Raw genomic sequence first — 11,938 nt, 5'->3', positions numbered from 1 at the left:
ATTAAGAGAGTTCTTATGGGTCGCGCATTTGAAGTTCGCAAAAATGCCATGGCGAAAACCGCTGGGCAAAAAACCAAAGTCTATTCCAAATACGGTAAAGAGATTTACGTGGTCGCCAAAAATGGTGGAACGGATCCTGAAGCCAACCTTTCTTTAAAGCGTTTAATCGAAAAAGCCAAAAAAGACCAAGTCCCTGGGCACGTGATTGATAAGGCTATCGACAAAGCGGTTGGTGGCGCGGGTGAAGACTTTGTTCCAGCGCGTTATGAAGGTTTTGGTCCAGGTAACTGTATGGTCATTGTGGATTGTTTAACCGATAATAACAACCGTACCATCACAGATGTTCGTAATTGCTTTACCAAAACCAAAGCCAAAATTGGCGCCCCAGGTGCGGTGGCACATATGTTCGATCACAGTGCGATTTTTTCGTTCGATGGCGATGATGAAGATGCCGTATTAGAAGCTTTGATAGAAGCGGATGTCGATGTGACAGACGTTGAATCAGAAGATGGCAAGATTACTGTTTTTGCCCCACATACAGAGTATTTTGCGGTGAAAAACGCTTTAGCAGATGCTTATCCTGACACAACGTTAGACGTTGATGAAATCACCTTTGTGCCACAGACAGAAACGGAAATCAGCGTGGATGATTTGCCGATGTTTGAAAAATTCATCGAAATGCTCAACGATTGTGATGACGTGCAAAATGTCTATCACAACGCAGTGTTACCAGAATAATACGGTCAATTATCGCATAAACCTTTAGACTCTGCGTATCGAACCCCGTAAAATGCTCACGTTGACCAGACAATCGCTGCCTCACATCGGTGAGGGGGAGGAAAGTCCGGGCTCCGCAGGGTAGGGTGCCAGGTAACGCCTGGGCAGTGCGCAAGCGCTGACGACTAGTGCAGCAGAGAGTAGACCGCCAAGTTCGCTTGGTAAGGGTGAAAGGGTGCGGTAAGAGCGCACCGCGTTGCTGGTAACAGACAACGGCACGGTAAACTCCACTCGGAGCAAGACCAAATAGGTTCCCATTATGTGTGACCCGCGCTGGGAACGGGTAGGTTGCTTGAGCCAATGAGCGATTATTGGCCTAGATGAATGATTGTCCACGACAGAACCCGGCTTATCGGTCAACACCCCTTTTTGAGAAACCCAGCTTCGGCTGGGTTTTTTGTCTCGAACGAGGATAAAATTTGAACTGTCATGGCCAACTATTGTATAAAGTGAATATAACAATAAGGACTTAACCTATGATCGACAGTGATACCCTAACTACGGAAGTGCAACACACAGAAGCATTGGACTCACAATCAACCCATGCTAGTGCCACTGATAGCAATATTCCTGTACCTGATAACGACCCGGAAACTATCTATCAAGCGTTATTAGCGCATTATACAATGCAGCGAACGGCTTTTGACGTGCACCCTTACGAGTCTCGTGAAGAGCGTTTAGAGCACTTGAGTAATCTCAAAAGATTACTTTCTGAAAATCGTGACGCCATTGCCGAAGCGATTAATAAAGACTACGGCAACCGCGCGTATCATGAAACCATGCTGGCAGAACTGATTGTGGCGATGGATGACATCGGCCATACCAAGAAAGCATTAAAAAAGTGGATGAAAGTCCAGCGTCGCAAAATTGATTACGCTATGTATTTTGGAGGCTCTAACAAAGTCGTGCCGCAACCTTTGGGTGTGGTGGGCTTAATTATTCCGTGGAATTTTCCGATTAATTTGAGCTTTATCGGCTTGGCGGCGGCGTTTGCTGCAGGGAATCGAGCGATGGTCAAAATGTCCGAGAATTCTCTCGCACTGACGGATTTATTAATTGAGATCACGCCGAAATATTTTGCTGCAGACAAATTACAGTTTTTCAAAGAAACAGGTATTGTTGGTCAGCAGTTTTCGCGCGTCCCATTTGATCATTTGATGTTCACAGGTTCTGGCGCAACCGGTCGCAAAGTCATGGCCAATGCTGCGGCAAACCTAACCCCAGTGACCTTGGAGCTAGGTGGTAAGTCACCCGCGGTGATTGATCCGAACTATGACTTTAATAAAGCGGTTGAACGCATTATGTTTGCTAAACAGTATAATGCCGGGCAGATTTGTACCAATGTCGATTATGTGTTTGTCCACGAAAAACAAAAAGAAGCGTTTGTTGTGGCAGCCAAAGAGTGGGTAGCCAAACACGTTCCGGATATCAATAGCAAAGACTATACCTCGCTTATCGATATGCGAGCATTCCAAAGAATGGAAGCCACCGTTGCCGATGCGGCGGAGAAAGGCGCTCGTATTGAGGTACTTAACCATCAAGAGCCAAATTCAGAGCTGCGCAAATATCCATTGACGTTAATGCTAGATACCACAGCGGATATGATCATCGAAAACCGCGAAACCTTTGGCCCAATTTTGATGGTCAAAACCTATCGTGAGCCACAAGAAGTCATTGATTATATTTTGTCCCATGACCGACCATTGGCATTCTATCCATTTAGCAAAGACAATAAGCTTGTGGACATGTACATTGAGAAGGTCATGTCAGGTGGTGTGACGGTTAATGACGCGATATTCCACGTGGGCCAAAATGACCTGCCATTTGGTGGCGTGGGCCCAAGCGGAATGGGGCATTATCATGGTTATGAAGGCTTTTTGACCTTCTCCAAATTACGTCCTATTTTTAAACAAGCGAATATATCCAGCCTCAAATTATTAGCACCACCGTATGGAAAACTCGCCGATAAAGTGATTAATATACTGTTAAAACTCAAAGGCTGATTTGCGCAGAGGGCTATCAAGGTCTAGGGTTAAATAAAATCCTGTGTGACCTTGATATGCCAACTTATCCAATATTTGTTCCAGATGTGTTAGACGTTGAAGCCATTGGTTTTGGTAGTACTTCCTACCCCATTGAAGTGGGTGTGGTGACTGCAGATGGCTCTCGCTACTGTCGCATGATAAAGCCATTCCAAGATTGGCAGTTTTGGGATAAAGAAGCCGAAACCTTGCATGGAATCACTCGAGATATCTTGATACAAAATGGAAGCCTTGGTTTGGAGGTGTGTCAGGAACTCAACCGGCTCTACAGCGATCGTACTTTATATAGCGATGCTTGGGTGGTTGACTATCCTTGGGTACGCGAGTTATTTGCGCATGCTCAAATCGAGATGCAGTTTCGTGTAAGCGCCATCGAAATGTTACTGAGCGAAGAGCAACTCGCTAATTGGGATGCAACGAAGGCGCAAGTGACACACACTTTAAAATTGCCTAGGCATCGCGCCAGTAATGATGCTGAAATTATACAAAAAACGTATCTGGCTATTGTGGCCAACGAATAAGGAAAACAAGTGAAATACATTGTAATTATTGCATTTTTGTTAGTCGCCTCTGAGGTGAGCGCTGATGTACAAAAAGGCGACCAAGCTTATGCTCAAGGAGATAAAGTCGGGGCATTAGCTTATTACAAAGCGGTAGAAAATACACCAGAGGGTATTAAAGCGCTGGCGTATTTTTATATGAAAGAAGACGAATTGGATGATGCCGAGGATATAATTGTCGCAGGAATAAAACGGTTTCCTGATAACCCTGATTTATACAATGTAAAAGGCGTCATCATGAGCCGTCAAGCCATGGGCGCGGTGTTCTCTGCGTTAAGTTATGCCAAAAAATCCAAAGCCGGATTTGCCAAAGCGGTGGAGCTTGCACCGCAAAATTCCCAATATCGCATGGATTTAGTTCAATTTTACTTGCAAGCGCCTGGATTCGCAGGGGGAGATAAAGAGCAAGCATGGAAACAGATTCAAGTCTTAGAGGAGCTTGACAGCGTTATGGCCTTTCAAGCTAAAGTAGCCTATTACCAAGTGACCGAACAACCTGAATCCCTCTCTCAACTCGTCTTGAGCGCAGCACAACATAGCTCTGAACCAGAGGTGTTATTAAGCGCAGGTATCTTATTAATGAATCAGCAAGCGTTCGAGCAGAGTTTTGCAACATTCAGCAAGATTCAATTACCTAGTGAAGCAACAGAGTCACAACGTGAGGCATATTATGGCGCTCAGTATCAAATGGCAAAGCTGGCAATGATGGCGAATCAATATTATGACGAAGCACTGGTCAGTATTGAGCTATTTATGAAGCAATCGCCTCAATATCGCAACCCACAATTTGCTCAGTGGGCACAATATCGCTACGGAGTGTTGCTTGCCCGTTCAGGGGAGATAAAGAAAGGAAAAAACATTTTAAATGCGATAGAGACTCAAGATAAGCAGTTATATAAAGAATTAAGAAAAATGCTCAGGACACTCTAAGGGAATTTTTGACTCGAAATGATGACCTTTACCGCCACGTGCATGCCGTCAACTTTCCATTCACCAGTATTGGGATTGTGAATCACCCGTGATAATAGCTCTCGATTGCTACCATCATCATATTCTACATGCATAGTACAATAGCTGTTATCGCGTAAACGAAAGTCATCGATGATGACGTTTAAAGGCTTTGGCTCAGGCACAAAGCGGCGCCGTTTTGACCAACTTTTTTGGATAATTTCAAATTCATAAATGGGCTGTTCATATTGATTCGCAAATGTTTACATTGAGGTTCAAAGGCTGCCCTGACATAGCTATACAAAAAAGATAGATAAGAGGGTATATTGTAGAACAATCTTTGCTGACCACCAATAGTAAACATGATTCCACTGATATTTCATCCGATCTATTCAGAATTACATTTGCCGATTCGACATCGCTTTCCAATTGAAAAATACCAAGGGATCTATGATGCCTTGATTCAAAAAAACGTTCCTACTGAGTGGTTCTTAACACCCACTCCATTAACTCCTGAAAAATTAAGTCAAGTGTTTCAACCTACTTACATAAAAGAGCTGACCACTGGCACATTGGATACAAAATCCATGCGTCGCATTGGCTTCCCATGGTCTGAACAGCTCATTAAACGTTCATTGACAGCGTGTGCTGGCACTGTATTGACCGCACAAAAAGCATTAGAACATGGCAAAGCCTTAAATCTAACAGGAGGTTATCATCATGCGTTTGCCGATTTTGGTTCAGGTTTTTGTTTGTTTAACGATTTGTATCTTGCCGCGTTAACGATGCTGCAGAATTCGGCTATTGATAAAGTATTAATTTTTGACTGTGACGTACATCAAGGCGATGGCACGGCAAAATTAGCTCAAGGCAATGACGCCATTATCACCTTATCAATTCACGGCGAGAAAAACTTTCCGTATCGTAAACAAGTATCGGATTTTGATTTTGGTTTACCCAAAGGAACAGGCGACGCCGAGTACTTGGCCTGTGTAGAAGAAGCGTTCGAGCTAGCGGTTAGACTACACCGGCCAGATGCGATTATTTATGATGCGGGGGTGGATGTGCATGTTGATGATGACTTGGGGCATTTGGCCGTAAGCACTGAAGGCGTTTATGCTCGTGATAAATATGTGTTTGAACGAGCCGCTCAATTAGATACACCCATTGCTGCGGTGATTGGGGGAGGTTATCAACGAGATATTGATGCTTTAGTAAAGGTGCATCTCCAACTTTATCGTGCTGCCGGGGTATACATGGAAAATTAAAGTGTTGAAAAATCAGTCGATATAGTAAAAATGGAGTATCTTTATTTGTGAAGATAATGTGAATAAATTCAATATATTGATTAAATAAATGTTAATTTTCACCATTTTCTGAAACTTTTCAGTATAATGCGAATCCTTAACAACAAAGCAATACCATTTCTTTCTTAGCGATAACAATAATAAAAGCATAAGAACAATAATAATTAAGAAGTACGCAAGACCAGCAAGAACGGACGCACACATTGGTCGTTGAGGACAGAACCGTCATTCAACAGTGTGAATATTAAAAAAGGATAAGCGAGAGGTATTTTATGCAGTTATCCCCCCTACAGCGTTATAATCAGTCGTTAATTAAACTTGCCGTATTATTGTACCAAGTAGATGGCAAAATCACATTGTCTGAACAAGACTACCTAGAAGGCGTCATCAGTAAAATGAGATGGCAAAGTCCTATTTCAATCACCGCATTTTGTAACGAGGCCATTCATCTCGCTAGAGAAGCCGTAGACAACGATGAAGCAGTAGAATTTGTTCGTGATATGGCCAATGATTTGAATTTTGACGCCAATCATGTGGTTGAAGTGGCGATGGGGATCACCGGTATAGACGGAGATCGCAGCGAGCGTGAAGCGGAGATTTTGCATTATTTAACGCACAAACTCTTAGCCAAAGAATTAACACAACAAGAGCCCGTTCCTCAGGCATCATAAGTGTATTAATCACTCAACCTCTTACGAATAAACTCTGAAAGTGTCTTTGACACTTCAGGATGTTGCGTATCGTAGTCAAATAATGCAATTTTGATTTTGCCTAAATAGGGTAATGCAGGATGTTGTATTACGGATAAGCTCGGAGGCACAGAACTTTTTGCCAATGCGGTGATCCCTAGACCTTGCTGTATCGCAGCAATCAAGCCGTATAAATCCGCATTGGTATACGAAATCTTCCACATATTGGTCTGCTGTTTGAGTTGCTCTATAACACGAGAGCGATACATACAACCATTTGGGGCAAGCACCAGCGATAACGGATCTGTTTTGAGAGGTTGACGAATATCACCCACCCACACTAACTCGTCTTCCCGTAATACTTCACCTTGAGTCTCTGTGTCAGGCGGTACCAGAGCTAAAATCAAATCAAAATCGTCTTTGTGTTGTTGACCTAGCAAATTTTGTGACAAAGCCGATGTCACATCAAGTGACACATCCGGATAGCGCTTAGAAAACTCGCCAATAATACTGGGCAGTAAAGTCGAGGCAAATTCACTGGGGATCCCTAGCCGTAAACGTCCTTTGAGCGGATCTTGCTCGACAGCACGAAACACTTCGTCGTTTACTTCAAGGAGCTTTTTGGCATAAGGCATAAACCATTGTCCATCATTGCTCAAAACGTGGCGCTGCCCAACTTTGACGAATAAGGTTTTGTCGATTTGTTGTTCAAGTTTTTTAAGTTGCAAACTGATTGCAGGTTGTGACCGCCCCAATACGTCTCCTGCTTTGGCATATCCACCTAGCTCAACCACAGTGACAAATGTGCGAATGGCATCCATGGATAACTGTTTCATCGCCTGTCCTCACGCCGTTATATAATTTAGTTATATAAAAAATAGTAATCACGAATATAGCATATATTTAAAAAACTTATCATGACTTTTGTTTTTTTAATTAGAGTTTTGAATTCCAATTTGTAGAATTCGAACATCAAACAAAAAGAAGACGCATCATGAACAAAACCGTACTCCATGCAAAACACCTTGAAGCAGGCGCCAAAATGGTGGATTTTTTTGGCTGGGACATGCCGATTAACTATGGCTCACAAATCGAAGAACATCACGCTGTCCGACAAGATGCAGGTATGTTTGATGTGTCGCATATGACTATAGTAGACGTTAAAGGCGCGCAAGCAAAAGACTACTTGCGTTACTTGTTAGCGAATGATGTGGATAAGTTACAAGTCAAAGGCAAAGCATTGTACTCGGGCATGATCAATGAAACCGGTGGTGTGGTTGACGATTTGATTGTGTACTTCTTTGACGAGACGAATTATCGCTTAGTTGTAAACTCAGCCACCAAGCAAAAAGATTTGGATTGGCTAAATCAACACGCTTCAGATTTTGACGTCAGCATTACTGAGCGTGACGAGTTTGCTATGATCGCCGTGCAAGGCCCAAATGCAAAAGCCAAAGCGGCAGAGCTCTTTTCGGATGCACAAAAAGAAGCCGTTGCGGATATGAAACCATTCTTTGGCGTGCAAGCGGAAGATTTATTTATTGCGACCACCGGCTATACCGGTGAAGCGGGATACGAGATCATGGTGCCCAATGCCCAAGCAGGCGATTTTTGGGACAAACTGATCGCGGCAGGCGTAGCGCCATGTGGTTTGGGGGCGCGGGATACGTTGCGTTTAGAAGCGGGAATGAATCTTTACGGCCAAGATATGGACGAAACCATTTCGCCACTAGCGGCGAATATGGGGTGGACCGTTGCATGGGAACCGGCAGAACGTAACTTTGTTGGTCGTGCTGCATTAGAAGCACAGCGCGAGCAAGGTACTGAGCAATTGATTGGCTTAGTTATGACCGAAAAAGGCGTTTTGCGAGCGGGTCAAAAAGTGAAAGTGGACGGTGGTGACGGCGTGATTACGTCAGGCACCTTTTCACCAACATTAGGACATGCAATCGCCATGGCTAGAGTGCCAAAGCCTGTGGGTGAAACCGCCGAGGTTGAAATGCGCAAAAAATGGGTTACAGTGAATGTCGTAAAGCCCAGTTTTGTGCGCAATGGCAAAAGCGTTCTATAAGCAAAACAATATTTGAAATTAATCTTTAACAACCAGTGTTAGGAAAAAAATATGAGTAACATTCCAGCAGAATTACGATATGCCACGACCCATGAATGGGTCCGTCCAGAAGGTGATGGTATTTACACTGTCGGTATTACCGAGCACGCTCAAGATCTTTTGGGCGATATGGTGTTTGTGGATCTACCGGATGTAGATGATGAATATGGTGCAGGAGATGATGCCGCAGTAGCTGAATCGGTGAAGGCTGCCTCGGATGTGTATGCCCCAATCGGTGGCACCATTGTTGAGGTAAATGAAGACCTAGAAGATTCCCCTGAGCTAGTGAATTCTGACCCGTACGGAGACGGTTGGTTATTCAAAATCAAAGCGGAAGATGAAGCAGAAGTCAACGAGCTATTAGATGCGGAAGGATACGCAGAAAGCATCGCCGACGAATAATCGATCAAGCTAAACCGTATGGTCATGTGCCGATGACCATACGCACATTTTACGTATTAACCAACGAAGCGCTTTACTATGTCAAATACTCCATTTTCTCTAGCTGATCTAGAGCACAATACTGATTTTATTCGCCGCCATATCGGCCCAGGCCGTCCAGAAATTGAAGCCATGCTGGCAGAAGTGGGCGCATCGTCTTTAGATGATTTGATGGAGCAAACCGTTCCTGCCGGTATTCGGTCTGAAGGTTTAAATGTTGGTGAAGCCGTTACCGAAGTTGATGCTTTAAACGCGTTAAAAGCCGTGGCAAGCAAAAACCAAATCAAACGTTCTTTCATCGGTATGGGTTACTACAACACGCATACGCCCAATGTGATTTTGCGCAATGTATTAGAGAACCCGGGGTGGTATACCGCATACACGCCGTATCAACCGGAGATTGCACAAGGTCGTTTGGAAGCGATTTTGAACTTCCAACAAGTTACGCTGGATTTGACGGGAATGGATTTAGCTTCGGCCTCATTGTTAGATGAAGCCACTGCCGCGGCAGAAGCGATGGCATTAGCCAAGCGCGTGTCTAAAAACAAAAAAGCCAATGCGTTTTATGTGGCAGATAATGTGCATCCACAAACCCTAGATGTGGTCAATACACGCGCAGAAATGTTCGGTTTTGAAATCATTATCGGTCCTGCGGTGAATGCCGCAGAGCACGATGTATTTGGCGCATTGTTACAATATCCTGGCACCCAAGGTGAGATTCACAACATCGAAGAAATCATTCACGCACTGCAAGCGAACAAAGCGATTGTTGCAGTTGCAACCGATCTATTAGCATTAACCTTATTAAAATCTCCAGGTGAGCTAGGTGCAGATGTGGTGTTTGGCTCAGCTCAGCGCTTTGGTGTGCCCATGGGCTATGGAGGTCCACATGCAGCATTCTTTGGTACACGCGATGCGTACAAGCGCTCTATGCCAGGTCGTATCATCGGTGTATCCAAAGATACCCGTGGCCGTCCTGCACTGCGCATGGCATTACAAACTCGTGAACAGCATATTCGTCGTGAAAAAGCCAACTCTAATATCTGTACTGCACAGGTATTACTCGCCAACATGGCCTCTTTTTATGCTGTGTATCACGGCCCGCAGGGCTTAAAAAACATCGCATTACGCACGCATCGTTTGGCGCAAATTTTGGCGGCTGGTCTGAAAGCCAAAGGCGTCTTTGTGGCACATGAACATTTCTTTGATACCGTCACCGTCAAACCAGTTGACCGCGATGCAGTTCTTGCTGCCGCGCAAAGCATGGATATGAATTTACGCATCGACCAAGCTGATGTGTTGGGTGTAAGCGTTGATGAAACCACAACTCGTGGGGATATTAATGATTTGTTCACCGCATTTATCGGTGCTGACCACGGCTTGGATATTGAAGCGCTGGATGCACAAGTGTCTGCCACACTAGCTATTCCAACTGAGTTGGTTCGTGAAAGTGAGTTTTTGACCAAGCCAGTATTCAATCAATACCACTCAGAAACTGAGATGTTGCGTTATATCAAATCGCTGGAAAACAAAGATTTGGCGCTGAACCATTCCATGATTTCACTTGGTTCTTGTACGATGAAGCTCAATGCAACCGCTGAGATGATCCCGGTGACATGGCCTGAGTTTGGTCAACTGCACCCATTTGCGCCAGTTGACCAAGCACTTGGTTATAAGGAAATGATTGACGAGTTGTCTGATTGGTTAATTGATATTACTGGCTATGATGCTTTATCCATGCAGCCTAACTCTGGCGCGCAAGGTGAATATGCTGGCCTCTTAGCTATTCAGCGTTATCACATCAGCCGTGGCGATGCGCATCGTAATATCTGTTTGATTCCACAGTCTGCACATGGTACCAACCCAGCGTCGGCGCAAATGGTGTCACTTAAAGTGGTTGTCGTGAACTGTGATGAAAAGGGTAATGTGGACTTGGTTGATCTTCGAGCTAAAGCCGAAGAACACTCAGATAATTTATCGTGTGCCATGATCACCTATCCATCGACGCACGGCGTATATGAAGAAACCGTCAAAGAAATCTGTGACATCGTGCATGAGCACGGTGGTCAGGTGTATATGGATGGCGCGAATATGAATGCGCAAGTCGGGGTGACCTCACCAGGTCTGATTGGCTCAGATGTCTCGCATTTGAACCTACATAAAACTTTCTGTATCCCGCACGGTGGCGGTGGCCCAGGTATGGGACCGATTGGCGTAAAAGCTCACCTAGCCCCATTCTTATCAAGCCATACTATGCAACCATTGAAAGCTGCTGGTACAGGTGAGGATTTAGGGGACAATGGCGCAGTGTCAGCAGCCCCCTTTGGCAGTGCCTCGATTTTACCAATTAGCTACATGTACATCAAAATGATGGGCTCAGAGGGGTTGCGCAAAGCGACAGAAGTGGCGATGTTAAACGCAAACTATGTCGCAAAAAAACTCGCTGACCATTACCCAATTCTGTATACCGGTGCCAATGGTCGCATTGCACACGAGTGTATTATCGATTTGCGCCCGCTCAAAGAAGCCTCAGGCGTCACCGAGATGGATGTAGCCAAGCGCTTAAATGACTATGGTTTCCACGCACCGACCATGTCTTTCCCTGTTGCAGGGACCTTGATGATTGAGCCGACGGAATCCGAAGCCAAAGTAGAGCTTGACCGCTTTATCGAAGCGATGATTTGCATTCGCCAAGAAATCGCTAAAGTCGAGTCGGGTGATTGGGATAGCATCGATAATCCATTACACAATGCGCCGCATACGCTGGATGACATCATTGATAGTGAATGGAATCGTAGCTACTCACGCGAGTTAGCTGCTTATCCAGTTGAAGCGGTGAAGCGCAATAAGTTCTGGCCCACTGTGAATCGTATTGACGATGTGTACGGGGATCGCAACCTGGTCTGTAGTTGTCCGGATTTGGATAGCTATCGCGAGTCTGCGGAGTAACCCATAAAATTGACGAAAGGGCCGACAGGCCCTTTTTCTTTTTATGTCTTTGAACTTTTTGGTCTGATACTCGTGCAAACTTATGATTATTAATAGTTAACGATTTAAAAGGGCC

The 11,938-nt window shown here is 44.6% G+C and carries 11 protein-coding genes and 1 other RNA gene; 10 read left to right on the top strand and 2 right to left on the bottom strand.

Features of this window, described 5'->3' with window-relative positions:
* Positions 1–15 precede the first annotated feature (15 nt).
* From NLG07_RS00230 to NLG07_RS00210, 5 genes are all read left to right on the top strand, one after another.
* The gene (locus NLG07_RS00230) at positions 16–738 is read left to right on the top strand and encodes a YebC/PmpR family DNA-binding transcriptional regulator (protein WP_254855692.1); all 723 of its coding nucleotides are present in this window, start codon (positions 16–18) and stop codon (positions 736–738) included.
* 57 nt (positions 739–795) lie between these two features.
* Positions 796–1,145, top strand: an RNA gene (gene rnpB, locus NLG07_RS00225) — RNase P RNA component class A.
* A gap of 108 nt (positions 1,146–1,253) precedes the next feature.
* Positions 1,254–2,780: a coniferyl aldehyde dehydrogenase gene (locus NLG07_RS00220; protein ID WP_254855691.1), complete on the top strand. Its 1,527-nt coding sequence runs from the start codon at positions 1,254–1,256 to the stop codon at positions 2,778–2,780.
* 56 nt (positions 2,781–2,836) lie between these two features.
* Positions 2,837–3,340: a hypothetical protein gene (locus tag NLG07_RS00215; protein WP_254855690.1), complete on the top strand. Its 504-nt coding sequence runs from the start codon at positions 2,837–2,839 to the stop codon at positions 3,338–3,340.
* Between the two features lie 9 nt (positions 3,341–3,349).
* Complete coding sequence (locus NLG07_RS00210; RefSeq protein ID WP_254855689.1) at positions 3,350–4,309, top strand: lipopolysaccharide assembly protein LapB; 960 nt, start codon at positions 3,350–3,352, stop codon at positions 4,307–4,309.
* Here NLG07_RS00210 and NLG07_RS00205 read toward each other — a convergent pair.
* Entirely contained in the window at positions 4,306–4,512 is a 207-nt protein-coding gene (locus tag NLG07_RS00205) for a hypothetical protein (RefSeq protein ID WP_254855688.1), read from the bottom strand. The two genes, NLG07_RS00210 and NLG07_RS00205, sit on opposite strands and share 4 nt — an antisense overlap.
* 177 nt (positions 4,513–4,689) lie before the next feature.
* On the opposite strand from NLG07_RS00205, the gene NLG07_RS00200 reads away from it, so the two are divergent.
* Both NLG07_RS00200 and NLG07_RS00195 read left to right on the top strand, forming a co-directional pair.
* Positions 4,690–5,595, top strand: a complete 906-nt coding sequence (locus NLG07_RS00200; protein ID WP_254855687.1) for a histone deacetylase — start codon at positions 4,690–4,692, stop codon at positions 5,593–5,595.
* Positions 5,596–5,906: 311 nt separating this feature from the next.
* The gene (locus NLG07_RS00195; RefSeq protein ID WP_254855686.1) at positions 5,907–6,305 is read left to right on the top strand and encodes a TerB family tellurite resistance protein; all 399 of its coding nucleotides are present in this window, start codon (positions 5,907–5,909) and stop codon (positions 6,303–6,305) included.
* A gap of 5 nt (positions 6,306–6,310) precedes the next feature.
* Here the strand turns inward: NLG07_RS00195 and NLG07_RS00190 are convergent, their stop codons facing one another.
* The gene (locus NLG07_RS00190) at positions 6,311–7,159 is read right to left on the bottom strand and encodes a LysR family transcriptional regulator (protein WP_254855685.1); all 849 of its coding nucleotides are present in this window, start codon (positions 7,157–7,159) and stop codon (positions 6,311–6,313) included.
* 155 nt (positions 7,160–7,314) lie between these two features.
* On the opposite strand from NLG07_RS00190, the gene gcvT reads away from it, so the two are divergent.
* From gcvT to gcvP, 3 genes are all read left to right on the top strand, one after another.
* A complete protein-coding gene (gene gcvT, locus NLG07_RS00185; RefSeq protein WP_254856876.1) occupies positions 7,315–8,394 on the top strand; it encodes a glycine cleavage system aminomethyltransferase GcvT in 1,080 nt (359 codons plus the stop codon).
* A 51-nt stretch (positions 8,395–8,445) separates the two neighbouring features.
* Entirely contained in the window at positions 8,446–8,835 is a 390-nt protein-coding gene (gene gcvH, locus NLG07_RS00180; protein ID WP_254855684.1) for a glycine cleavage system protein GcvH, read from the top strand.
* A gap of 78 nt (positions 8,836–8,913) precedes the next feature.
* Complete coding sequence (gene gcvP, locus NLG07_RS00175) at positions 8,914–11,823, top strand: aminomethyl-transferring glycine dehydrogenase (RefSeq protein ID WP_254855683.1); 2,910 nt, start codon at positions 8,914–8,916, stop codon at positions 11,821–11,823.
* Positions 11,824–11,938: the final 115 nt, after the last annotated feature.

This window comes from Alteromonas sp. LMIT006, from assembly GCF_024300645.1.
Lineage (GTDB): Bacteria > Pseudomonadota > Gammaproteobacteria > Enterobacterales > Alteromonadaceae > Opacimonas > Opacimonas immobilis.
The sequence above is the reverse complement of the archived record's forward strand: the minus strand, read 5'-3'. Positions and strand labels throughout refer to the sequence as shown.

Excerpts from the sequence above, each read along its gene's own strand:
- NLG07_RS00220 (WP_254855691.1), top strand. The coding sequence starts at position 1,254 with ATGATCGACAGTGATACCCTAACTACGGAAGTGCAACACACAGAAGCA.
- gcvP (WP_254855683.1), top strand. The coding sequence starts at position 8,914 with ATGTCAAATACTCCATTTTCTCTAGCTGATCTAGAGCACAATACTGAT.
- NLG07_RS00190 (WP_254855685.1), bottom strand. The coding sequence starts at position 7,159 with ATGAAACAGTTATCCATGGATGCCATTCGCACATTTGTCACTGTGGTT.
- NLG07_RS00215 (WP_254855690.1), top strand. The coding sequence starts at position 2,837 with ATGCCAACTTATCCAATATTTGTTCCAGATGTGTTAGACGTTGAAGCC.
- NLG07_RS00195 (WP_254855686.1), top strand. The coding sequence starts at position 5,907 with ATGCAGTTATCCCCCCTACAGCGTTATAATCAGTCGTTAATTAAACTT.
- gcvH (WP_254855684.1), top strand. The coding sequence starts at position 8,446 with ATGAGTAACATTCCAGCAGAATTACGATATGCCACGACCCATGAATGG.
- NLG07_RS00200 (WP_254855687.1), top strand. The coding sequence starts at position 4,690 with ATGATTCCACTGATATTTCATCCGATCTATTCAGAATTACATTTGCCG.
- NLG07_RS00230 (WP_254855692.1), top strand. The coding sequence starts at position 16 with ATGGGTCGCGCATTTGAAGTTCGCAAAAATGCCATGGCGAAAACCGCT.